General features: G+C 50.5%; 16 protein-coding genes. 15 read left to right on the top strand and 1 reads right to left on the bottom strand.

The window, feature by feature from the left end:
- Window positions 1-10: 10 nt before the first annotated feature.
- The 11 genes from wecC (at window position 11) to ABVT36_RS15770 (ending at window position 16,961) form a co-directional block, all read left to right on the top strand.
- Complete coding sequence (gene wecC / locus ABVT36_RS15820) at window positions 11-1,288, top strand: UDP-N-acetyl-D-mannosamine dehydrogenase (RefSeq protein ID WP_368457405.1); 1,278 nt, start codon at window positions 11-13, stop codon at window positions 1,286-1,288.
- Window positions 1,279-3,417, top strand: a complete 2,139-nt coding sequence (locus tag ABVT36_RS15815) for a glycosyltransferase family 4 protein (protein ID WP_368457404.1) — start codon at window positions 1,279-1,281, stop codon at window positions 3,415-3,417. The genes wecC and ABVT36_RS15815 overlap by 10 nt, the downstream gene beginning before the upstream one ends.
- A gap of 713 nt (window positions 3,418-4,130) precedes the next feature.
- The gene (locus ABVT36_RS15810; protein ID WP_368457403.1) at window positions 4,131-5,075 is read left to right on the top strand and encodes a glycosyltransferase family 2 protein; all 945 of its coding nucleotides are present in this window, start codon (window positions 4,131-4,133) and stop codon (window positions 5,073-5,075) included.
- A gap of 14 nt (window positions 5,076-5,089) precedes the next feature.
- Window positions 5,090-6,862, top strand: coding sequence for a hypothetical protein (locus ABVT36_RS15805; RefSeq protein WP_368457402.1), 1,773 nt, complete (start codon window positions 5,090-5,092; stop codon window positions 6,860-6,862).
- Between the two features lie 384 nt (window positions 6,863-7,246).
- Window positions 7,247-9,562, top strand: a complete 2,316-nt coding sequence (locus tag ABVT36_RS15800; protein WP_368457401.1) for an alginate lyase family protein — start codon at window positions 7,247-7,249, stop codon at window positions 9,560-9,562.
- Between the two features lie 14 nt (window positions 9,563-9,576).
- Window positions 9,577-10,731: a glycosyltransferase gene (locus ABVT36_RS15795; protein WP_368457400.1), complete on the top strand. Its 1,155-nt coding sequence runs from the start codon at window positions 9,577-9,579 to the stop codon at window positions 10,729-10,731.
- Window positions 10,732-10,776: 45 nt separating this feature from the next.
- On the top strand, window positions 10,777-11,898 hold the full coding sequence (gmd, locus tag ABVT36_RS15790; RefSeq protein WP_367152237.1) for a GDP-mannose 4,6-dehydratase: 1,122 nt from the start codon (window positions 10,777-10,779) through the stop codon (window positions 11,896-11,898).
- Complete coding sequence (locus ABVT36_RS15785) at window positions 11,895-12,869, top strand: GDP-L-fucose synthase family protein (RefSeq protein ID WP_368457399.1); 975 nt, start codon at window positions 11,895-11,897, stop codon at window positions 12,867-12,869. Before gmd ends, ABVT36_RS15785 begins: the two co-directional genes overlap by 4 nt.
- 46 nt (window positions 12,870-12,915) lie before the next feature.
- A complete protein-coding gene (locus ABVT36_RS15780; RefSeq protein ID WP_368457398.1) occupies window positions 12,916-13,680 on the top strand; it encodes a glycosyltransferase family 2 protein in 765 nt (254 codons plus the stop codon).
- Window positions 13,681-15,922: 2,242 nt separating this feature from the next.
- A complete protein-coding gene (locus ABVT36_RS15775) occupies window positions 15,923-16,339 on the top strand; it encodes a CPCC family cysteine-rich protein (protein WP_368457397.1) in 417 nt (138 codons plus the stop codon).
- Window positions 16,340-16,445: 106 nt separating this feature from the next.
- Window positions 16,446-16,961 (top strand): hypothetical protein, encoded by a 516-nt coding sequence (locus tag ABVT36_RS15770; protein ID WP_368457396.1) that lies wholly within the window; start codon window positions 16,446-16,448, stop codon window positions 16,959-16,961.
- Between the two features lie 1,206 nt (window positions 16,962-18,167).
- On the opposite strand, the gene ABVT36_RS15765 is transcribed toward ABVT36_RS15770, so the two are convergent.
- Window positions 18,168-19,463: a M20 family metallopeptidase gene (locus ABVT36_RS15765; RefSeq protein ID WP_368457395.1), complete on the bottom strand. Its 1,296-nt coding sequence runs from the start codon at window positions 19,461-19,463 to the stop codon at window positions 18,168-18,170.
- A gap of 64 nt (window positions 19,464-19,527) precedes the next feature.
- Here ABVT36_RS15765 and ABVT36_RS15760 point away from each other — a divergent pair, with 64 nt between their 5' ends.
- The 4 genes from ABVT36_RS15760 (at window position 19,528) to ABVT36_RS15745 (ending at window position 24,277) form a co-directional block, all read left to right on the top strand.
- A complete protein-coding gene (locus ABVT36_RS15760) occupies window positions 19,528-19,857 on the top strand; it encodes a tetratricopeptide repeat protein (protein WP_367149384.1) in 330 nt (109 codons plus the stop codon).
- A gap of 213 nt (window positions 19,858-20,070) precedes the next feature.
- A complete protein-coding gene (locus ABVT36_RS15755; RefSeq protein WP_368457414.1) occupies window positions 20,071-21,165 on the top strand; it encodes an ABC transporter ATP-binding protein in 1,095 nt (364 codons plus the stop codon).
- Window positions 21,165-23,390, top strand: a complete 2,226-nt coding sequence (locus ABVT36_RS15750) for an extracellular solute-binding protein (protein ID WP_368457413.1) — start codon at window positions 21,165-21,167, stop codon at window positions 23,388-23,390. Before ABVT36_RS15755 ends, ABVT36_RS15750 begins: the two co-directional genes overlap by 1 nt.
- On the top strand, window positions 23,387-24,277 hold the full coding sequence (locus tag ABVT36_RS15745; RefSeq protein ID WP_368457394.1) for a sugar ABC transporter permease: 891 nt from the start codon (window positions 23,387-23,389) through the stop codon (window positions 24,275-24,277). Before ABVT36_RS15750 ends, ABVT36_RS15745 begins: the two co-directional genes overlap by 4 nt.
- Window positions 24,278-24,293: the final 16 nt, after the last annotated feature.

Raw genomic sequence — 24,293 nt, 5'->3', positions numbered from 1 at the left:
GGCAGGAAGTATGAAGAAGTTTGAATCATTGACAGTCATGGGGCTTGGCTATATCGGTTTGCCCACCGCAGCAGTATTTGCATCCAGAAAAATCAGAGTTTGCGGTGTCGATGTCAACGAAAAAACAGTCTATACAATAAATAAAGGTGAAATTCATATCGTTGAGCCCGACTTGGATATTGTTGTTCGCTCCACTGTGACCGAGAATTATCTTCGGGCTTCACTGGAGCCCAAGGAGGCAGATGCATTCATTATTTCGGTGCCCACACCGTTCAAAGATGAACACACTCCCGACCTCTCATATATTGAAGCCGCAGCAACAGCAATTTCTCCAAAGCTGAAGAAAGGGGACCTTGTGATTCTTGAATCCACTTCGCCAGTTGGGGCAACTGAACACATGGCGAAAGGAATCGCAGGATTCCGCCCCGATCTGAGAATTCCCATTGAGAACCGCTCTGAAGGCGAATTCGATATTTTTGTTGCCCATTGTCCTGAGCGAGTATTGCCTGGTCATGTCATGCGCGAATTGGTGGAGAACGATCGCATCATTGGGGGTATGACAAAGCAATGTGCTGAGATTGCCAAGAGCCTATATGAGGTTTTTGTTGAAGGGGATTGTCTTCTGACGGATGTACGCACTGCTGAAATGGCAAAACTAACTGAGAATGCGTTCCGGGATGTGAACATCGCATTCGCCAATGAATTATCTATGATTGCTGACAAGCTCGATATCAATGTCTGGGAATTGATTAACCTGGCAAACAAACATCCGCGGGTCAGCATTCTTCAGCCTGGATGTGGTGTAGGTGGACACTGTATAGCTGTGGATCCCTGGTTTATCGTCAGTGCCGCGCCGGATGTAGCAAAGATTACTCATGCTGCCAGGAAAGTTAATGACTCCAAACCTGAGTGGGTGATCAAAAAGGTGAGGGAGGCGGCATCTTTCCTATCAAAGGAAAACTCAGTGGACACCGCGGCTTCAATTACTATTGCCTGCTTTGGCCTCGCTTTCAAGCCAGATATCGATGACCTTCGAGAAAGCCCCGCCTTGGAAATCACCAGGCGGTTGGCGGAGGAGCACCCTGGCAGAGTTTTGGCGGTAGAGCCGAATATCGAATCTGACAAGTTCCCCGACTCGGATCACGGTTTCAATCTCGTGAGCTCCGTCAAGGCTCTTCAGGAAGCGGATATCCTTGTGATGCTGGTGGACCATAAAGAATTCAAGGCCATCGATAGAAGTAGCGTCATCAGTAAACAGATTATCGATACGAAGGGGCTATGGACATAAACACTGAAGAGTTAACTCAGACGCTGTCCGGTGGGGGAGAAGAAAAAACCTCCTTGGCGATCAGCAACAGTTTAAGCACACAAGTAGCCTCTATGACTGAAAAGCTTAAGGAACTGGAAGCAGACTACGTTTATGCGACCGAAAGAGTAACCGAATTGGAATGTATGAAATCGAAGCTGGAGAAAGAGCTCGAGTCAGTAAGAGCTGAGCACAAACAGCAGCTAGAAGACTTTCGGCAGGCGTATGCCCGTGAGCTAGAAAGGGTGAAGGCGAGTGCGAGGGGCGAGCGCTCTAACCCTAAGCTGAGCGCAATTTGGGAGGAGTTGACCCGGGTCGAACGTCAAGTATCCAACTTTGAACAGTCTGCCTCCTACCGTTTGGGTGATCTGTTTGTTAAGCATCGCCATAGTCTCCGGGGCTTGGTCAGCCTTCCCTATAAAATTTGGTGCCTACAGCGTGAGGTAAGGCGGGAGCGTTCGCTTGATGAGCCTGTCAAACACTCGGCTTTGCAGAAGTACAGTGTGTTCAAACTGCAGATTATCTATGCTCGATCTGGATGTGAGGCTGCGGAGGAGTACGTCACGAAGGTTTGTAATAGGCCTGAAGAGTTTGCCAAAGCACTTGTCGAATTGGCAAAACTCGAGCTAAAGGTGAATCTCACACGTGCAAAAGCAATTGGTTGTAGGGCGGTCGACGCTGACCCGGGGGTGGCCAGGCGAGCATCGTTTGCATCGTTTCTTTATGAAGCGGGAAGCATTGCAGAGGCGTATAAGGCTTTAAGTGCCTTGCCATTTTCAGAGCGCGCCTCCTTGAAGTATCAAGCGAGCCAGATAGAGGGCGCCTTCAAGCTCAAGAATGCGACAGATTTGATACCTGAAAGAGCACCAACATCTGCCTATGATCCTGTGGCGCGCCGAATTCTTTATGTCGCGGCCTCGGTGCTACCATATCACGTTTCTGGCTATACGACTCGCACTCAGAATGTTTTGTCTGCAATCATCCGTAAAGGCTGGGAAGTCAAGTGTATAGCAAGGCCTGGTTATCCCTTAGACCGGCCTGACGCAAGAGAAGTCGAAGTGGGGAATGAGTACGAATTGGATGGTGTCAAGTACAGGCTTCTAGGCGGAAAGGAAAGAAACAAGGTCGACTCTGAGCAATACCTGCTTTTGGCTGCCAAGCAAATTGCAGAAGAAATTCGCGCGTTCAAGCCAATGGTAGTGCATGCCGCATCGAACTATGAAACTGCACTGCCTGCCCTGATTGCGGCTAGGCAACTTGGTATTCCCTTTTATTACGAAGTGAGGGGGCTTTGGGAATACACGGCGGCATCAAAACGGGCGGGCTGGGAAACAACCGAACGCTTCGCCCTGGATAGAAAGCTGGAGTCTCTTGCGGCACAGCATGCAGAGGGCGTGTTCACGCTGACTAATGCAATGGCAGACGAATTGGTAGCTCGAGGGGTGACTCATGAGTGCGTACAGCTGCTGCCCAACGCAATAGATCTTCAGAAGTTCCAGAGCCGCCCATACAACAAACTACTGGCAAGTAAGCTTGGTATCAAGCGGGACGATTATGTCATAGGTTATATCGGCTCTTTGGTTGGCTATGAGGGGCTGGACGACCTGCTGGTTGCCGTGTCGATGTTCAAAGAAACAATGTCAGAGGTGCAGTTGGTAATCGTCGGAGCGGGTGCAATCATGAATGATTTACAATGGCAGGTGCAGCAGCTTGGTATCGACAAAAATGTGCACTTTGTAGGCCGGGTGGCGCCTGATTCGGTGCAAGAGTACTTTTCAATCCTCGATGTAGTTGCATTGCCTAGAAAAGATATTCCCGTTTGTCGGCTGGTTTCTCCACTCAAACCCTTGGAGGCGATGGCAATGAGAGTGCCAATGGTGGTGTCCAGTGTGAACGCATTGAGCGAAATGGTGAAACATGAGCAGACCGCGCTGATTCACCAATCTGAGGATCCCGCAGACCTCTGCAGGTGCCTGAAGCGACTGGCAGATGATTCACTACTTAGAAAAAACTTAGCTGAAAATGCTTTTCAGCATGTTCACGACAATAGAACATGGAGTCAAGTTATCGGAGTTGTAGTTGAGGCTTACGAACGATACCAAAAGGTTTAGTTCATTACACATTTTCCTTGGGCCTAATTCGTATAGAGATTGTTAGAGCTGTTCGAGTGCATAAGTACGCAGAAATTGTCACTATAATCCCTAACTCGCTAGTGGCTGAGGTCGATAAAATTCCGATTGGTAGATGGACAATGAGGACTTGCCCTGAGATCGTATTGGGAAAAATGATTCCTTGGAGAATAGCTGCTCAAGATAAGTGCCCTTCGAATTTTCATATCCATAGTTGGGGTATGTTGAGCTCATTGTTGGTAATGTATAGCAGTAACGACGGCTTAAAATATTTTGCGCCTTTATTTCGAGTTTTCTTAGAAGGGGTAACCACTTCGCATCCTCCCCTGGTTTATATTGGAAGTGATCTATATTGGAAGAGTCTGGGATGGCCAGTATGACATGGTATCATGTGGCTGTTAGCCTGAGGGTCTATCAGGTTACGTATTGTATTTTGAAGCGCGCCTTTGGGCACTGCTACGGACCAGATACTGAGCTGAATCTACTTTGGAATTGCCTGAATATGTATAGTTCGAACTTAGCGAACGGTGAGAATATTAAGTTTCACAACAATCGCGATTGTTTCAGGTAGCGAAAAATTGGCGGTAAGGTGCCGCAAAGCATGTTGGGTTGTGCGTCGAGATAATTTAGATGAATCTAAGTCGCTCCGATGGGAAAAATGTTCATTTACCGTTAGATGAGAGCTGGTAAAATGTATGCTAAGTACTGAAGTAGTTAATCTTCAAGATGGTTGTAAGGGGAAAGCGTCAAGTCAAGGTGCTTTTAATTCCACGAGGTTTAGGTTTTCAGTAATCGTTCCTGTTTATGACCAGTGGAATTTAGTGGGGCATCTGCTAGCTCGTCTTGAGAGACAGACATTTCCCAGGCAAAAGTTTGAGGTCATACTAGTAGATAATGGCTCAGAAAAACCCATTCCAACTTATGAAGCTAACCTGAACCTTCGCCTTTATGAGTGCTGCGAGCCAGGATCGTACTCTGCGCGCAGTCTGGGTGTGATGCACTCTCAAGGAGAGTGGTTGGCCTTTACTGATGCCGATTGTCTACCTGAGTCAGATTGGCTAGAAAGGATTAATAATTCGATATCTCGATACAACGATGAAAAACTTTTAGTCGCAGGTGATGTAGAAGTGGCGTCCTCAAGGCAATGTCTTTCAGCCTATGAAATTTACGATATCGTTAAAGGGATATGTCAGAGTAAATATGTGGAAAGAGGATATGCAGCCACTGCAAATTTGACAATCAGTAAGAATTTTTTTTTGGATGTCGGGGGTTTTAATACATCCCTCTTTTCAGGGGGTGATGTCGATCTGTGTGGCAGGGCTGCTGCGGGTGGAGCTAGTTTGATTTTTTTAGAAGAGGCAAGAGTATATCATCCCGCGCGCTCCACTTGGCAGGAAGTTAAAGTAAAGGCTCGTCGAATTAAGGGGGGAGAAATTAATCGCTCCACAGGTTTTGGATTGCTTATGGTTGTTGTTAGGTCAATTATGCCTCCGGTTAACGCGATTGGAATTCTTCTTAGAAGAAAGAGGCACAGAGTAAAACATAGATTTATTGCAGCAATTATACAGCTTAGAATTTATGGTGTTGAGTTAATAGAGCTGATTAAGATTCTCTGTAAATTCCCCGCGGAAAGAAGGTAAGGGGTCAATTAAATATGAGCCTTAAGCGTCTTATAGCTGATTTTTTAGCTTGGTACAAAATAGTATTGCTTGCTTTCTATAATGTAAAGCGACTGTCTGGTATTTCAATCGTTTGTATGTCATTAGCGTCTAAAGTATTTACGTTGATGGCATTTCTCTTGCCTCTTAAAATTATCATAATGGCAGGTTCTGATGGAATTCCTAAATATTTTAGTGGTTTTATAGAGTATCAGAATAAGGGCGAGTGGATCTTATTGCTCTCTGTGGCGGCGCTTGGGTTTTATCTCATCTGCCTAGTACTGGATGTTATTGTTGATGCAGAAACCACCTCTGGAGCTAGAAAATTCGTTGCTACGATCGGCAGCCAGAGAGGGGTGATGCCGGAACTTGCCAAAGTCAAGAATTATTACTCCTTGATATGGCAAATTTTGACTGATGCACTTTTTGTTGTGGCTTGCCTTATTACTATTTCCTTACTTAATGGAACTTTATTTCTGGTTTTGTTTTTGTTGGTTTTTCTAGAGTTCTGGGTAACTTCCGCCCTTTTCCGTAAAGCCATTCCCGGGATCAGTTCTCGGTTAGGGAAATGGCTGTATTCCGATATCAAGGGTTATCTAAATATATTTGTTTCTCTCAATTTTTTGCTGGCTTTTGCGACAATAGTTTCACCATTTTTATTTGGTCTAGAGGCGGATGTTTTACTCTCTATAGCAAGCCTTATACTTTGCAGGCATTTATTGACAGCATTGGGGCAACTGATAAGTGTGGGTGTGAGGTTAAGTCGATCTCGAGATCGAATAGAAACGCTGGCTTATGAACTACGTAGCCCTTCTGACGGTGTAGAGTTATCAGCAGAAAGGAATCTTGTCTTTTTGTCAGACCAGGAGCGGCGGAAAACATGGCTGTGTGAAATATTAAATGGAGCGGGATGCTCTCCTAATTCTATTGAGTCTGCTTGGGTGGATTTTCATATTCAGAAAATTTATGTTTTCTTGGTGCGTACATTACGAATAGATTCCGCTCATGAGCATTGTTTTCAGGTTCAAATTTTTGATTCTACCCGTAAACAGTTATATCGTAATGAATATGGACTTTTTAATCTTGTCGATAGGCGAGAGCTTAGCGCTCCTAACCGCATCAGGTCAGCTGACGAGATTGGGTTTTGCTACCAAGTTTTGGAAGTTGGAAGCGGTAAATTCGTTTCAAAAGAAGAATGGCGCCTCTCATTTAAGAACGTTCTGATCCAGCATTGGTCAGTGGAACCACCGGAAAAGCTGGTTTCGCAATTCTCAGGCAATACTCAATTGATTCAAGAGAAGTTCTCTGATCGATTTTTCAGTTGTCTTGAGCTCGCCGTGACATCTGAATCCGAGAGCTCTAATTTGTCCAGATTTTTCTCGTATCTTCCCCGCATTAGGGAAATTTTATCTGCTGTTCCATTATATGTGTACAACCAAGACGTCAGGCTTGGCAATGTTTTTTATTCCGAGGACGACAGTCGCTATTACGTAATGAGTTGGGGGCGATGGTCACTGGATCCAATCGGGGCGATGTTGCCAGGAGGAATTTCCTTGATAGAAATTAACGAGATGATTTATCAGGCAAGACAGGGCAGAGGTGATATGCCCAGTGATTTTGACGCTACTCATATTAGCTTTGTTGCTAAGTTATACAAAGTTGTAAGTTGGGTGAAGTCTGGAAAATATGGTGCTGCCCTCGAAGCCCTGCAGACGGTTTTAGAAAGTCCTCTCATTCTGACGACAGCTTCAGAGGTCGTATGTGAGTAAGTTTGAATTAGGAAAATCCGCTGCAGTAACCTTGAAACTAGCATTGCGCAATCAGATTTATGGAAAGAGACGCCCTCTTTTTAACGATATGATGGCTAAAGTTAATGCGGCTCCCGTGAGAACGTGTTCAGGTTTTTCTATAATTTACTGCCGTATGTTTAAGGTTATTTCCAAGCGTCTCTGTTTTCATAACGCGAAATTCTCGGGATTTGCCAACTCTATATTTATTTGGCCCAGGTTTTGTGGCTCTGGAACGCAATTAGCAGGGCGGGTTTTTAAATTTCTAGAGTGCGAGACAGCAACATATAAAAGAAAATTAGGAGTGAGTAAAAGATTTGTTTCGAAGTCACTGTATCGTGAGTGTTTCGTGAGGGGAAGGCTTGCATGTCGCTAATACGTAAGCTGCTTGTAACTATTCCCGGTGCCCGTGCTGTAAAACAAATTGTTACTGATAGAATTTCCGGTGCAAAGCGCACCACTTGCTTTCCAGCGAATCGTCAACGCAATATTTTACAGCGACAAGTCGACTTGATTGCTTCAGCGCAATGGACTGGATCCGGTCAGGTCCTTCCAGATAGTTTTGTTCTGTACAGAATTATTGGTAACGACCTGGTTCCGCGACATGCGAAGGGTCAGTCAAAAAAAAATTTGCAGTTCATATTGCAGCATGAACCCGAACTTCCGGGTTGTGAAAAGCGGTTTATTGTGAATCGGATAATTGATCCTGGTGAAGAATGCCAGATCCTTGACTTGCTCAATGCGGCTGGACACCCATATCTACACCTGCCTTTCGATTGGGATGAGTACGCGAACATTGGTTGGGATATTGAGGGTGTGCCAGCCGGCTTTGCACCTTTCTCAGTTCGCCGGTCAGCACTCCCGAAGGCCTCCCAAGTGTCGGCCTATCTGCGTTTGTACCGCCTTAAGAATAACTATGTGATGAACAACAACGGAGCGAGAAACCTGGCGCTACATGACGGCAAAAGACGCGCCAATTGGGTTCTTCCGTGGGACGGAAATTGTTACTTGACGACTGCTGCATGGGAGGAAGTCCGCGCTTCAGTTTTGTCGAACAGCTGTGTTCCGTACCAATTCGTCCCGATGGCCCGAATCTTGGATAATCAGAACCTGCTAGAAGAAAATTATCGGCCAGAGGCTGTGGAAGAACCTCAGATGATATTCCGGGCTGACTCGGCGGAAGAATTTGATCCGGGCTACTGTTATGGGAGGCGCTCCAAAGTTGAGCTGTTCTGGCGACTGGGCTACCCGGGGCAATGGGATTACTGGCCAATAGAGCCCTGGGACTTCCCATGCCCTGGATATTCTGCGGATATGGGAAAATATGCCGAGGGCGGATGGGTTGCTCGTTTGTATTCCGGGAAGGCAGAATTTGAGAAACCGCGTGACCATAAAGCCTGGATTGGTCGTGACGAGGCTCGCACTGAAGCAATCGCAAACATGCTCGACATGCTCGATGCTCGAGTCTTCGATAACAGGTTGGATCCGGAGTGCCCTATTTATATTCCCAGAAAGGTTGGTATAGGCGATTCCTCGCCAGCCAATGCTTATCTTGTAAAGGCCGTTGCTGAAGCCATTAAAAGGAGGCCTTTTTCCGTAATCGATAAGGTAACACTCCCACCTGGGGGCAGTGTCCATGACTATTGGAATTCTGCTCCCTACAATTGGCTGAACCCGCTAAAGATACTAGGTTTGTCCTGCGTTCGCCGTGATGGCCAACGTGTTCCGAGAACTCGAATGAATGAACCACTAAGTGACAAATACGATCGCACTCGTCTGCAATATATGTTCGATGATACCTATACAACGGCCATTGCCTGGCGCCAGTATGGGGACCCAGTATATGGAAGTCGCGGTGGAGAACTGATTCGGCACTGGTTCTTGAAACCTGAGACCGCAATGACACCACACCTGAAGTATGCGCAAGTTCGGCGCGGCCATAATCGGAATCGTGGTTCCAGCACGGGTATCATTGAATTCAAGGATCTTTACTACTTCTTGGATGCTGTACGAATTCTCAAGCGAGGGGGATTCCTCACTGGGGAGGAGTTGGTGGATTTCAAGGCTTGGCTGGTTGAGTATCTGGAATGGCTGCGCACCAGTGAACAAGGCATTGGGGAGCGGGCCGCACTGAACAACCACGGAACTTATTACGATCTTCAGATTGCCGCCATTTGTGCGTTCCTTGGTGAAGCCAAGCTACTTAGGGAGACATTACGGGATTCACGTATTCGGCTGCTTGCACAGTTTGACGCTCAAGGGGCTCAACCCCATGAGTTGAAACGGACGAACACGGCCCATTATTGTTGTTTCAACCTACAGGGTTGGATCCATCTGGCCCACATCGCGGAGTCTGTTGGTGAAGACCTTTGGAATTTCACCGGTGAGGATGGCCGTGGCCTTAAGAAAGGAATGGAGTGGCTGTTAGCGCGTTCCCGGAGCGCCTGGCCTTACCGCCAGATAGAAGACTTCGATAGTGAGCGCTTTCTTCCAATAGCCTACTGTTATCAGGAGAAATACGGCCATATCGCTACGGAAATTGTACCGAGTTTGCCGGCAGCGGCCAGGGTAAAGTCGAAATTCCATCCTCATGACGGAATCAGGCCCTACTGGAATCTTTTTATGCCCGATTCATCATGTGATGCCGTTTGTGGCTCTCAAGGGGAGGGAATCACGGCGTGACCAGAGTTGCGGGAATGATAGCGCTGGTCCCTGATCGGTTTGCCCTTTACCGTTACCCGGTTTTCCGCAAGATCAGTGAGGAGGGCCGGGGAGAGGGGCAGGTGGTGATATACGCCGACCCGCGAGAGGACTCATCCAATATCCGGCTGGCGCCCGTCGAGTACTGCAATCTCAATCCGAAAGAAGGCGGTATACGATGGGTTCCCATTCGCAGTCTCTATTTCCGCAAAATCTGCTTCTGGCAGACCGGGTTGCAGGCGCTTGTACTTTTCGGCCGATGCAAGGTGATTGTCTACTGGGGTGAGGCGCACCGTCTATCGACTTGGATGAGTGCTGTTCTAGCCAGATTGCTTGGAAAGCGGGTTGTTTTCTGGACTCACGGTATCTATGGCAATGAGGGAGCTTTAAAGCGGTTGATTCGTGTTTGCTTTTACCGACTTGCCGATGGGCTTTTACTCTATGGCCAGTATGGCAGACGGCAGCTTGAGCGAGCGGGTATACCGGCGGAACGACTCTGGGTCATCAATAACTCACTTGATGTGATGGCTCAGTTAGCGATTGTGAATTCAGTTGGGCGGAGCGAATTGAAGAGTCTTAGGAGAAACTACTGTGATGATTCCGAACGGTTGTTTGTATTTGTCGGCCGGCTTGAACCACAGAAGCGCCTAGATATGTTGGTGGAGGCCGTTGTATTACTCAATGAAAGAGGTGTTGCCTCAAGAGCCCTGATAATCGGAGACGGCTCCGAATACGAATCGCTTACCCGTCAAGCCCAGCGTTTAGGCGTAGAGGATAAGATAGTATTTTATGGTGAATGCTACGAGGATGCGCAGGTCCTTCCGATACTCAACATCGCAGATATTTGCGTGTCACCGGGAGAAATTGGCCTGACTGCAATGCATGCCCTTATAGCCGGAACACCAGTTATCACTCATGACGACTTCGCCAACCAGATGCCAGAATGCGAGGCCGTCAGGGTTGGTGAAAGTGGATTTTTTTTCTCCCGTGGATCTGTAAATGATCTGGTGGAAAAAGTGACCATCTGTCTCGAGGCACTGGATAAAGGCCAGATCACCCAGGAAAGTTGCCGTGGAGTGGTTGAAAAAGAATATACGCCAGAGTACCAGCGGTCGGTTTTTTACCGAGCCGTCGATCCGCTGCTGGGTTAAATGTTGATTTCATGGGCCTTGGCCCTGTATGGAGGAAATAGATAAATGCGGAAGGCATTGATTACTGGCGTTACGGGACAAGACGGCTCGTATCTCGCTGAGTTCCTGCTCCACCGGGGTTATGAGGTACACGGCATCAAGCGCCGCTCATCGTCTTTCAATACTGATAGGATTGATCATCTGTATCAAGACCCTCATGAATCGAACCGGAATTTTATCCTGCATTATGGGGACTTGACGGACAGCCCAAACCTGACTCGTATCCTGCAAGAAGTGCAACCTGATGAAGTGTACAACTTGGCTGCGCAGTCGCACGTCGCAGTTAGCTTCGATATGCCCGAATATACTGCCAATGTCAATGGGCTGGGCACTCTCAGAATTCTTGAGGCGATTCGGCTGCTAGGCCTACAGGATAAGACGAAGTTTTACCAGGCATCGTCGTCGGAATTGTATGGCCTTGTGCAAGAAGTGCCCCAGAGGGAAGCAACACCTTTTTACCCCAGATCACCCTATGCCGTTGCTAAATTGTATGCCTACTGGATTACTGTGAATTACCGTGAGGCATACGGAATCTATGCATGCAATGGAATTCTTTTTAATCATGAATCGCCTCGTCGGGGTGAAACCTTTGTGACCCGAAAGATCACTCGTGGGTTGGCTAATATAGCGCTAGGACTCGAAAAATGCCTTTATATTGGCAATATGGACGCGTTGAGGGATTGGGGGCATGCGCGAGACTACGTTGAGATGCAATGGTTGATGCTACAGCAGGATGAGCCAGAGGATTTCGTGATTGCCACCGGGCACCAATATTCAGTCCGAGATTTTGTCCGGATGGCGGCGGCAGAGCTTGGGATCCAAATCGAATTTACAGGCTCGGGTGTTGAGGAACAAGGTGTTGTAACAGGCATTCGCGGCGATATTGCCTCCGGTGCCCAGGTTGGGGATGTGGTCATTCGTGTCGACTCCCGCTATTTTAGACCCGCGGAGGTTGAGACCTTGCTGGGCGATCCGTCCCATGCCAGGAAAAAGCTCGGTTGGAAGCCGACGATCTCGATGGAAGAACTGATTGCTGAAATGATCGGTGCAGATCTGGAGCTGGCACGCAAGACTGCCCTCCTCAAGAGGGAGGGGTTTAATGTCTCTTTAAGCCAGGGAGATCGATGAGCTTGGGGACGCGTGTATATGTCGCCGGTCATCAGGGTATGGTGGGCGCTGCGATTTGTCGAGAGCTTGAGCAGCAGGGTTTTGAGAACATTCTAGTCCGCACAAAGGCGGAGCTTGACCTAACTAACCAAAGTGACGTCAGGACGTTTTTCGCCCAGGAGAAACCGGATATCGTTTACCTGGCCGCCGCAAAGGTGGGTGGTATCCATGCGAATAACACCTATCCCGCAGAATTTATTTACCAGAACCTTATGTTGGAGAGTAATGTCATCCACCACTCGCAACAGTTTGGGGTCTCCAAGTTACTGTTTCTCGGTTCGTCCTGTATTTACCCGAAGTTGGCCCATCAGCCAATCCGTGAAGGGGCCTTGCTCCAGGGTACACTGGAGCCCACCAACGAGCCGTATGCGGTCGCTAAAATAGCTGGGATTAAGCTCTGTGAATCATATAATCGGCAGTATGGAACCGACTTTCGCAGTATTATGCCGACAAATCTTTACGGGCCGGGAGACAATTTTCACCCAGAGAATTCCCATGTGATCCCGGCGTTGATAAGGCGCTTTCATGAAGCTAGGCTGTCACAGGCACCATTGGTGGAGATCTGGGGAACAGGAAAGCCCAAGCGGGAATTCCTGCATGTCAATGATATGGCTTCGGCTTGCGTCCATGTGATGCAGTTGGATAAGGATCAGTATGATAGCTTGGCCGAGCCGATGCTCTCGCACATCAACGTTGGTACAGGCGAGGATGTCTCGATTGGAGAGCTGGCGGCGCTGATTGCCGAGATCGTTGGGTATCAAGGACAGGTGGTATTCAATACTGAGATGCCCGATGGTGTTCCCAGGAAGTTATTGGATGTTTCCAAGATCCACCAGTCTGGATGGAAGTCATCTATTCCACTTTCCCAGGGGCTCACCTATACGTATGAGTGGTATCTGGAAAATTCGTCCAAACCCGGCTTCAGGGCATGAGGGAACTTCGGGATCTAATTGACCTAGATTTGACAGGGGCGGCCCGTTGAAAAAAATAAGCATCATCACTGTTTGCTACAACAGTGCGGAAACCATTCGAGACACCATTGAATCGGTACTGTCACAGGACTATCCATCCATCGAATATATTATTGTGGATGGCGCGTCTACAGACTCCACTCCAGAAATATTGCAGGAATTTGAAGATCGGATTGATTGCATCATTTCAGAGTCTGACAGGGGTATTTATGATGCTATGAATAAAGGTATTTCCCGGGCTTCTGGCGACTTTATTGGTATTCTGAATTCTGATGATGTCTATGACAATAGAGAGGTGATCTCCCTGGTGGTTTCCAGTTTGGAGACGTCGGGTACCGAGAGTCTTTTTGCTGATCTTTGTATAGTTGAAAGATTCAGGCTTGAAAAGGTTCTCAGATACTGCAGTGCTAAGAATTTCAGTACAGGCAAAATTCGATGGGGGATGACAATACCTCACCCTACATTCTTCGTTTCTCGTGCTGTTTATGAGCGCTTGGGAGGATATCGATTGGGATATCGAGTCTCTGCTGACTTTGAGCTTATTGCCCGGTTTCTATATTGCAATCGCGTGAGTTACAGCTACCTCCCAAGGTCAATTATCCGAATGCGCCAGGGTGGTGTGAGCACCTCAGGGATTCTGGGGAGAATCCAGCAGAATTTTGAAATTGTGCGTGCATGTAGAGAAAATGAGATATATACCAATATATTTATGATCTCCATAAAGATACCTTTCAAGCTGTTTGAGTTCCTCAGGGGATTGAGAGCCTCTTAAAGTGCTTAACCGCAGGGAGTAATTTCTACCACCACATGACAAGTGATCAATTATCTATTGACCTCTCATCCTGAATATTATTTTTTCTGCCCACAGTTTGAAATCTTAGTTTCAGGTAATGTCCGCACCGATCTAGAGAGTAAGCTAACTATAAATTATTTAGCGACCTCCCTCAACAATAGATACATAGCTCGTAAGCGGGTAGTTTATTGGGTTAATACTACATAAGCAATTCTATCATCGGGGGGAGTGAAAAGTTTGGGGTACTGCGATCCATTTTTTGGGTGAAATACTTCTAGGCTGGCATTTCAGTGGTCATGGATAGAGTCTAAATTCCATTGTGACCAGGAGATTGAATACGTGTACATGAGTACCTGGAACTGGTTGAATCAACGCGTATGACACGAGGTATATATAAAAGAGGATTGTTCTCTGGATAAAGTTATTGTGAGATCCTTCGTCGATATTATTAAGGCTGACCTTGTTCATCAGGATTGATTGGAAGCCTAAATCGACGCGATAGCCTATATCAACGAATATATCGCTCTCTTTAATCTAGGTTGGCTTCATCCCAGTCTTTGTAAAGGCAGTTGCAAATAAATAACACTGCATTGAGTAAAGATCGCTTTCCAGTCCACCATTTCCATATCAGTGCGAAGGCGCGTCCCCATACGGCGGTTTGCTTAAAAATTCTGCCCTGGCGGTTAAAATTCATCCAGTTGTCCCTTGTCGGACAAACCCTGAGTTCCCAGGGAATGGTTTGCCGGTGCCCTGGTATGCGGGCCCCACCTCTGTCGGCATGGCATATTCACTCACTGTCGTCTGAATCTTCCGCTTGATTGAATTCTTTGCAAAAAGCGAATACCGTTGGTCTGATGCCATAGCGCCCAGTCGCTAACCCGGTACAGGCTAAAGAAAAAAGTAAAAAACAGCCAAAAAAAGCTAAAGAATACCGCAGTCACTGTCGTTCAACCCGCGAGCGCCCGGTAACAGTGGCGCTCGCGTGAAATCAATAACCACAGCCAGTCGATAACAAACCAACAATCAAATAGGGAAGGACCACACCATGACCGCGTGAGTAAGGCATAGGCGCCACCTCCCGGTGTTGAGACCACCGAGAGATGGCTAACCCCGAAAGATACCAGAGATATCTAGCGAGGCTGTCTTGGATGATACGCCACACATTCGCTCGTCTTCAATAAGGTTCCCCCTGAAGCCGGGCCCGACTGGCCACCCCCGCCCCTGGCGCCGGGGTGTCCTGTGGCGTAGCGTGACCATTGGTGTGGTGCTTTACTTCAGCCGCGCACCGCCCTGGCAGCGCAACCTCTCCCCGGATTTATCCTTTCCTTTTCCCCAAGGACCGCGCCTGCGGCGAGAGAAACGGCGCAAAGCCAATCCCGCTGTCAGCGGCTCTCCGTCACAGGCGATTCAAGGAGCCTAAAAAGATGCCTGTATTCCCCTGTCGATTGTCTAAGTCACTACGACTGCAAAGTTTTTATATCATCACACCCGTAGCCATCCACGACGATATTGTGGATTTGGAAATTGAGCCATGCGAGAGCGGCCGTCCCCTTTGGCTCAAACGCTTATTCGAGCTGCAGGAGCAAGCCTGGGAGCTGGCGGATCATCAAGCCATATTCCCCTCCTCCCATACACCAGCCCAACCCAAACCGACCAGGCGAAAGCGATCCTGATTCCAGGGGCAGGGTGCCTCGAAATACCGGGCGCCCTGAGCTGCACCGAAAGCGCTCAGCTTCCTCGGCTGTCGCTGCGGGAAGCTAAGCGGGGTTGGAGCGGCGAGCGGACCTTTCGATCTGTACCAACTCGTTCTAGTTGCGCGATGTCTGACCACTGCGTGGGGCACAGCTGTGACTGTAACTGAAAGCTGTGTCAATGGACGAGATGGAGTAGGCCCCGCTGATAGTCATATATAGGTATAGTTTTGTGAGAAGTGTGACCGGATCAGAGTTGGGGTTCTGATCATCCTGACTGTTATTTTGCCGGGATAGAGAACTGCGCCGAAAAAAACCAGGTAATACAGTTAGTTATAAATGGTGGTTTATTCCTGGACAGTGGTGGTGCAATTTTTCTAACTTGCGTGGTTGTATAAATTTTGCACAGAAGTATGGCTTAATAGAACTATTAGAGGGCTGACGAAAAATTGCTTTCAGAATAACAATCAGGATAATAATATCCATGGTGGCCGCTATATAAATATCAGCTGCAAGTACAGAGTGAATCTATGAGTGAAGAATGGTTCCACTGGTATGTGGAGCAAGCGACTAAAGAAAAGAGTTGGGCAAGGTATCGGGATAGATTTCTGTGCCCGTGCTGCTTTATGCCCACTCTTGATGAAAGAGCACGCTTTGATATTTGCTCTATATGTTTCTGGGAAGATGACGGGCAAGATACTGACGATGCCAAAATTGTTCGAGGTGGTCCAAATGCAGATTATTCATTGAAGGAAGCTCGAGCTAATTTTAAGCTAAATCACACAATGTATCGCGCCGCAGATAAAGAAGCTTTCAGTCGCGAAATGAAAGAAATGCTGATAAAGAAGAAAGTGTATCAGGCATTCGCGCGGGCAATAAAATCGGGTTCTGATTCAGACTGGAAAAAAGCACTTGAAATTGAAGGTGAGTATCACAATTACAACTAACAAGTTGATGCTGTTTGTTCCGGCCCTGCAGCTCTCTAGCGGATAGTTCAAGTTTCTCATGGCCTTCCGCAGGTCAAGGTACTAAGTTTCATCACTGGGAGAGTTTATGCCATTTACACCAATTCATATGGGACCGGGAATTGCTATCAAGGCAGCATTGCAGACTGGTTTCAGTTTAATGGTTTTCGGCTGGACCCAAATTGTAATGGATATTCAGCCTCTTATTGTTCTAATTACGGGCGAAGGCCATCTTCACGGTTTCACACATACCTATGCAGGTGCTAGCTTACTCGCCGTATTTTCAGCTTTAAGTGGTAAATACCTATCAGAGATAGGGCTCTATATCCTTGACATGAATCCAAATTGGCAGGTGAAAATATTCTGGCGGGTTGCGTTTTTGTCTGGTTTTATAGGTGCTTATAGCCATGTGTTTATAGACAGTATAATGCACTCAGATATGCATCCATTTTTCCCATTTAGTGAAAGCAACAAATTGCAAGGGATTATTTCAGTCGAATTGGTGCATAAGCTTTGTATGGTTAGCGCTATTGTTGGTGGAATTTTGTACTTTGTCATTAATTGGTTTATCAAATTTAACAAGCAAAGGCAGGCGACGTTTTAAAGTGCGCACCTGTTTCGAGCGTTATAAGTATTTCTAGCAAACTGGTGCCGCCATGGCTATACAAAAAAAATATCTTAACCAGCGGTATGGAGTACACTCGGGCCATACCCGTATCTGAGTATAGGAGCAGTTTTATAGGAAAATGGGCCTGTTATGAATTGAAATTTCGGTCACTGTGGACGTTATTTTTCAGGAGAGGGAATCACGTCGTAAAATGGCTATGAGTTTTCAAGAAAAATTGGAGAACAAGGGAAAATTACTATCGTCTTATTTGATGAGATTCAGGCACTATTGTGTCAATTTCAGTTAAGAGAAAGGTGCACTACAGAATACGACGAATAAATAGACCATAATTGATTTGCAATAGCTCCGGATAGGTTAGAAGCAGTTGCTTTCGAGACCAAAAGTATACTTCTAAAGAAGATTTGGCTAAATTCAAAGACGGAGCTGGGTCAATGGTCAGAGGATCACTGTGAGTTATATATCTTTCAGAATCTGCCAGGATAACTGCACCCCTCTATAGTTCAATTAGTCGTATTGGTCAGTTATGTCTATATTCGGCGCCGTTCTCGTTGTAGGGAAGGTGGTTATAGCCGCTCACTTCTATTGCTGGCTGGTGTAAAGTACATCAGGTAGTAAGTAGTATTTATGGCTTTGAACATAGAGTATTTATATAAAACTGGGGAGGGCGTATTTTGCCGCTAAAAAAATGGACCTTGCAATACATTGTTATAGCCTTAGTGCTTTTCCTTGTTTTTTTTGCGGTGCAGTCGCTTAAAGGTCGTGATTTGTCTTATGCGCTAAAATTCGCGGCAGTTTGGTGCCTGGTTACCACAACCCTGTTTTTTATTGCCCGGGTGAGAAATTTCAGAAACCGGGTTGCCTGTAAGCTATGTAATGACCTTCCGCAGAAATAGACAGTTAACCCTTTTAGGGTGCGGCTAATCATTCTTTGGATGGAATATCTGAAGGTTGGAGGGTTAAGGGGGATGGGTTGGCAGGTTGCTGAAAAGGCTTTTTCAGCAACCTGCTGTTCCGAACAGGAATGTTCGGGCCGCAGTTCAAACGTGTAACGGCTTGATTTGTCGTGGAGGGTTTGTGGACATAAGCCACAAATCCGGGCTGAGAAAAGCCAGGGAAGGCTTTTTCAGCAACTTACTAGAGGCCAGGCCGCAGCACAGCTGTGCTGCGGCTTCGGGGTGAAGCTCAGTTGCTCCGGTTTTCCATATAATTCAACGTCAGCTCGGTGAGAGCCTGGGTGCCGGTTTTCAGTGCGGTTTCATCGACGTAAAACAGCGGCGAGTGATTGCTGGGTGCGGTAGTGTGGTCCTGATCCCTGGGTGTGACACCGAGAAAATAATAGAAGCCGGGAACCTCGTTGGCGAAAAAGGAAAAATCCTCTGCGCCGGTGATCTTTGGAACCTCTATCACCTGCCTGTCTCCCGCGGCGGCTCTAAGTACCGGCAGGGCCGCTGCGGTCAACTCGGGGTTGTTCACGGTGACCGGGTAACCCTCCAGGATACGTACTGTGGCTTTGGCTCCGGCACTTTCGGCAATGTTTTCCGCGGTTGTCTTCAGTTTTTGGAAGATCTGGCGGCGGTTGTCCATATCAAAATTGCGGATTGTGCCCACCATCTCCACCTGGTCCGGGATGATATTGTTGCGGACGCCACCCTCGATTTTACCAAACGACACCACGGCGGGCTCTTTGGTGATATCGATCTGACGGCTGACGATGGTCTGCACCCCCAGAATGATCTGAGCCGCTACGGTAATCGGGTCTACGCCGCCCCAGGGGCGTGAGCCGTGGGTCTGGCGGCCGTCTACGGTGATGTAGAATTTATCCGAACTGGCCATCAGCGGGCCGGAGCGATAGCCGATGACCCCCATGGGCAGGCTGGAGGTCACATGTTGGCCAAAGGCCACCTCCGGCTTGTATTTTTTGAACAGTCCCTCTTTTAACATCAGTTCGGCACCGCCCTCCTCGCCGTCCGGCGCCCCTTCCTCGGCGGGCTGGAAGATAAACAGGACATTGCCCTTGAGCTGGTCGCGCATGGCTGCCAGCACTTCGGCGGTACCCATCAGCATTGCCACATGGGTGTCGTGCCCACAGGCATGCATCACGCCCACCTGCTTGCCGTTGTACTCAGTGGTGACCTTGGAGGCAAACGGCAGGTCCACCCGCTCGGTGACGGGCAGGGCATCCATATCGGCGCGCAGCGCCACGGTTGGTCCCGGTTTGCCGCCTTTCAACAGAGCGACGACGCCGGTATGGGCGATTCCGGTCTCTACTTCCATGCCCAGTTCGCGCAGGTGTCGGGCGACATATTTGGCGGTTTCAAACTCCCGGTTGCCCAATTCCGGGTTTTGGTGCAGGTGGCGGCGCCATTCGATGACCTTGGGCTCTGTCTTCTGTAGCAGTTGGTCTGTATCCGCAGACAGTGATGTGTGGGCGGCGAGCAGCGTTGCGCTTGCGGCGAAACACAGGAATACTCTTTTCACGGTGGATCCCCCGATATTCGTGTTGTCATCCCTGGATTCTACCGCCAACTGGAGGAAGGACCCCATGACCAATCCGATCATCGAGCGGCTGCGCACGCAGCTGCAGGAGGGGCGGGACTCACCCCTGTTGCGTTTTGGTCTCGGCAGTGCTCTGTTTCAGGAGAAGGCCTTCGCCGAGGCAGCGGAGCACCTGCAGGTCTGCACCCAACAGATGCCGGACCATTCGGCGGCCTGGAAGCAACTGGGCCGCACCTATATGGCACTGGAGCAGTGGGAGTCGGCCCGCACGACACTCACCCGAGGGCTACAGGTAGCTAAGGATCGGGGGGACAAGCAGGTTGAGCGGGAAATAGGGGTATTTCTGCGTAAACTGGATCGACTGGGCGGCGATTGACTCCTTTGCCCTGGTCAATTAGTGTCCATTCACTAGGCCCCAGGGAGGGAGGATGTCGCGCCATCCGGGCCGCGGGATAATGCTTGGCTGGCTGTCCTGCGCCGGTGGTAAAGCCAAAATAACACCAACCTCGAAGTTGTACGCCCATGAGAGCATCCAGCCCAGACAGGTTAGCCGGCAGTGCCCGCGCGGAAGGGGTGACTTGTGGCTGGGATTGAGTTCAGAGGGGTGGTCAAGCGCTATGGGGACAATCCGCCGGTTCTGCCGGGGCTGAACCTGCGGGTGGACGACGGCGAGTTCATGGTGCTGGTGGGCCCCTCCGGTTGCGGCAAATCCACCACTTTGCGCCTGATTGCCGGGTTGGAGTCCGTGACTGCCGGTGAACTGTGGATCGGCTCCCGCCTCGTCAACCTACTGCCGCCCAAAGATCGCGATGTGGCGATGGTATTCCAGAACTACGCGCTCTACCCCCATATGACTGTGTTCGAGAATATGGCTTTCGGTCTGCGGGTGCGCAGGCAACCGCAAGCGCAGGTTCGATCGAAAGTACAGCAGGTGGCGGAGTCCCTGGGTCTGACGGATCTTTTGCTGCGCAAACCCGGTCAACTGTCCGGTGGCCAGTGCCAGAGAGTGGCATTGGGGAGAGCGATAGTGCGCGATCCACAGGTCTTTCTGTTTGACGAGCCACTGTCCAACCTGGACGCCGAGCTGCGGGTGCAGATGCGCGCGAATATTGGTGGTTTGCATCGCGACTTGGGCACCACTTCTGTCTATGTGACCCACGACCAGGTGGAGGCCATGACGCTCGGTTCCCGCATCGCTATTTTGAATGCGGGTGCGGTGATGCAGGTGGGGACACCGATGGAACTCTATGGCGAGCCGGACAATGTGTTCGTCGCCGCTTTTATGGGTTCGCCGCCCATGAACATAGTGCCGGTACAAAACCGCGGCGACTCGCTGGGGAATGGCCTCTTCACACTTGGACGTGAGGATGTCGCCGGCCTGGGGGGTGAACTGCTGCTCGGGGTGCGTCCGGAGAAAATCTGCCATGGTGCCGAGGCGCCGCGACACTGGCCGCGAATGCGTGCGGCTGTAGCGATGGTGGAGACCCTGGGTGCCGAAATGCTGGTCCATGTGGGTGACGGCGCGGAGCGTATGATTGCGCGGTTGCCGGGGTTGCGACCACTTACTCCGGGTATGGTGCTGGAATTGGCACTGAACCCGGACTCGGTCTATCTGTTCGACAGCCAAAGCCAGTGCCGTATTCGTCCCGCGCACACCCGGCCGGAGCCGGTGCTGTGCCCCTGATGCGCTGGGCGCTGCTCTGGTTGCTGGGTTGCTGCACCCTCGGTGCCGGTGCACAGGATACCCAGCAGCTCATGCTGTGGCACGGATACCGCGGTGCCGAGCGCCTGGCCCTGGAGTCGTTGCTGGAGGATTTCAATCACCGCCAGGAAAAGATACGGGTGAGGGCCCTGGCGGTACCTTTCGATGCCTATGCGGACAAGCTTTCCGCGGCCCTGCCACGCGGCCAGGGACCGGACCTGTTTATTTTTGCCCAGGACCGCATTGGTGGCTGGGCCAGTGCCGGGCATATCATCGCGCCCATTGACGCGCTGGTGGAGGAGCCGGTGCTGCGGCGCTTCCCGCAAAAGCTGGTGGATGCCATGGGTTACCGGGGCCAGCTTTTTGGCCTGCCGTTCAGCTTCAAAAGCACGGCGCTGATCTACAACCGCGCCCTGGTACCCAAACCGCCCGCCACCACCGATGAGATGGTGACTCTGGCGCGCAGTCTCACCGACAGAAGCCGCGGGCGTTTTGGTCTCGCCTACAGCTATACGGAGCCTTTTTTTCACGGCGCATTGATGAACGCCTTCGGCGGCGGCCTATTGGATCGCCGGGGGGAACTGGCGCTGGACAGTGCCGCCAATGTCCGCTCGCTGGCACTGCTGCTGGGCTGGGTGCGGGAAGAGGGAATACTGCCGGAAGCGCCCAACAGTACCCTGGTCACCAACCTGTTCAATCAGGGGCGCGCCGCCATGGTGATCAGCGGCCCCTGGATGCGGGGTGAGATCGCGGACCACGTGGACTACGGCGTGGTGCCGCTGCCGCGGCTCAGTGGCAGCGAGCGCCCGCTGGCCCCCTGGGTTGCGGTCGAAGGCCTGTTTATCTCTCCCTGGTCCACCCACAGGGCGGCCGCCTACCAGTTGATGGTGTATCTGACTTCCCGCGCCGCCGCCGAGCATATGGCGCTGGCGGGCGGCCAGATGCCAGCCAACCTTTCCGCCTTCGAAAATCCAACCCTGGAGGCCGATCCTGTGGTCATGGCTTACCGGCGCCAGCTGGACACGGCCGTTCCCATTCCCAATGTGCCTGAGATGACGATGCTGTGGCTGCCCTTGGAGACGCTGTTGAAGAAGGTGGTGAAAGGGGCCGCACAGCCAGCGGCGGAATTGCGCCGCCTGCAGGTCGAGGTGGAGCGGGATACGGCGGCTCTGGCCACCGCCCGGACAGGGGAGGCAGCGCCGCTTGCCCCCGGGCTCTGGGCATTGGTGCTGACGTTGTTGGCGTTCCTACTGCTGCGCCGACGCGGGCGGTTGCTGGAGGTCTGGCGCGACAACCGCACCGCCTACTTCTGCCTTCTGCCGGCGATGCTGGGTATGCTGCTGCTGGTCTTCTTTCCGCTGTTGTACGGATTCTTGCTGTCTTTCACGGACACCTCCCTGCTCAACGAAAATACGCCATTGGCGTCGCGCTGGCTGGGGCTGGATAACTATCTCGGTATTCTGGGTGACTGGAACCTCTGGTATGGGGAGGGCGCCGGGCGCAGTATCGATTTCGATAATTTCTACTGGACGCTACTGGTCACCATCTGCTGGACCGCCAGTAACGTGCTGCTGTCCGTGGGGCTGGCGCTGGTATTGGCGATGGCCCTGGACCGGCCGATCCTGGGCCGCACCTGGTTCCGCGTTGTGCTGATTCTGCCCTGGGCCATTCCCAACTACATTACAGCGCTGGTGTGGAAGGGAATGTTTCATCCCCAGTTCGGGGTTATCAACCAGGCCTTGCAGATAATTGGTCTGGCTCCGGTAGCCTGGTTCGATTCCATCGGCACCAGCTTTGCCACCGGCCTGGTCACCAATGTCTGGCTCAGCATCCCGTTTATGATGGTGGTGATTCTCGGTGGACTGCAGGCGATTCCCCGGGAGCTGTATGAAGCGGCCAGTGTGGAAGGGGCGGGGCGCTGGTTCCGGTTCCGCAATATCACCCTGCCGCTGCTAAAGCCGGTATTGGTGCCCGCCATCATCCTGTCGGTGGTGTGGACCTTCAATATGTTCAACGTCATCTACTTGGTGAGCGACGGCGCCCCCGCCGGGGCCAACGATATTTTGATCACCAAGGCATTCCGTATCGGTTTTGAGAAATACCAGTACGCCTATGCCGCGGCCTATTCCATGGTGATACTGGCGCTCCTGTTCTGCTATGCCGTCTGGCAGACCCGGGCCAGCAACACACTGGCGGTGGCCCGATGAGCCTCGGTTTTTTGCGCCGCATCTGTGCCGATATTTTCAGCTGGCGCTTTTTGCTGCTGGCGGGTGCAGCGCTGGTGGTCTGCTATCCGCTGCTGTGGGTGGTGAGCCTGGCTTTTTCCGGTCAGCAGTCACTGCAGCTGATACAGCTGCCTGAAGATGCGGGCCGGTGGCAACAATTGACGGCACTGTTACCCCTGCCGCAACAGTGGACACTGGATAACTTCCGCTCCGTGCTCAGCGAGCAGCCGTTTATGCACTGGCTGCTGAACAGTTTGGTGGTGGCGCTGAGCACCACCATACTGGGACTGGGGCTGTCCTGCAGCGCCGCCTACGCATTTTCGCGCTTCAGCTTCCCCGGACGTGAACGGGGCCTGATGCTGTTTCTGATATCGCAAATGTTTCCCCCGGTACTGATGCTGATTCCCCTGTATGTAATCGTGGTGCAGTGGCTGGAGCTGGGCAACAGCTGGCTGGGGCTGATACTGGTATATTCGATTACGGCGCTGCCGTTTTGCGTGTGGATGCTGAAAGGGTACTTCGATACTCTGCCCTACGAGATCGAGGAATCGGCGTTGCTGGAAGGTGCCAGCCGCCTGTATATTTTCTGCCGTATCATTCTGCCTCTGGCGCGCCCGGCCATTGCGGTGACCGGACTCTTCTCTTTTATGACCGCCTGGAATGAATTCATTCTCGCCTCCATTTTTATGGACGACGAGGCGCTGTATACAGTGCCGGTAGGACTGCGTTTTTTTGTCAGCGACTACGCTTCCGAATGGGGCTTTTTCGCCGCTGGCTCCATACTGGTTTCCGTACCGGTAATCCTGCTGTTCCTGGTGCTTCAGCGTTTTCTGGTCTCCGGCCTGGCGGCCGGAGCGGCGAAGGGGTAGGGTTGCGGGTTCCGTT

It is taken from the genome of Microbulbifer sp. TYP-18 (assembly GCF_040932045.1).
GTDB lineage: Bacteria > Pseudomonadota > Gammaproteobacteria > Pseudomonadales > Cellvibrionaceae > Microbulbifer.
The sequence above is the reverse complement of the archived record's forward strand: the minus strand, read 5'-3'. Positions and strand labels throughout refer to the sequence as shown.

Coding starts and splice junctions, on each gene's coding strand:
- ABVT36_RS15770 (WP_368457396.1), top strand. CDS start 16,446: ATGCCATTTACACCAATTCATATGGGACCGGGAATTGCTATCAAGGCA.
- ABVT36_RS15775 (WP_368457397.1), top strand. CDS start 15,923: ATGAGTGAAGAATGGTTCCACTGGTATGTGGAGCAAGCGACTAAAGAA.
- ABVT36_RS15750 (WP_368457413.1), top strand. CDS start 21,165: ATGCGCTGGGCGCTGCTCTGGTTGCTGGGTTGCTGCACCCTCGGTGCC.
- ABVT36_RS15785 (WP_368457399.1), top strand. CDS start 11,895: ATGAGCTTGGGGACGCGTGTATATGTCGCCGGTCATCAGGGTATGGTG.
- ABVT36_RS15815 (WP_368457404.1), top strand. CDS start 1,279: ATGGACATAAACACTGAAGAGTTAACTCAGACGCTGTCCGGTGGGGGA.
- ABVT36_RS15805 (WP_368457402.1), top strand. CDS start 5,090: ATGAGCCTTAAGCGTCTTATAGCTGATTTTTTAGCTTGGTACAAAATA.
- ABVT36_RS15760 (WP_367149384.1), top strand. CDS start 19,528: ATGACCAATCCGATCATCGAGCGGCTGCGCACGCAGCTGCAGGAGGGG.
- gmd (WP_367152237.1), top strand. CDS start 10,777: ATGCGGAAGGCATTGATTACTGGCGTTACGGGACAAGACGGCTCGTAT.
- ABVT36_RS15745 (WP_368457394.1), top strand. CDS start 23,387: ATGAGCCTCGGTTTTTTGCGCCGCATCTGTGCCGATATTTTCAGCTGG.
- ABVT36_RS15795 (WP_368457400.1), top strand. CDS start 9,577: ATGATAGCGCTGGTCCCTGATCGGTTTGCCCTTTACCGTTACCCGGTT.
- wecC (WP_368457405.1), top strand. CDS start 11: ATGAAGAAGTTTGAATCATTGACAGTCATGGGGCTTGGCTATATCGGT.
- ABVT36_RS15810 (WP_368457403.1), top strand. CDS start 4,131: ATGCTAAGTACTGAAGTAGTTAATCTTCAAGATGGTTGTAAGGGGAAA.
- ABVT36_RS15800 (WP_368457401.1), top strand. CDS start 7,247: ATGTCGCTAATACGTAAGCTGCTTGTAACTATTCCCGGTGCCCGTGCT.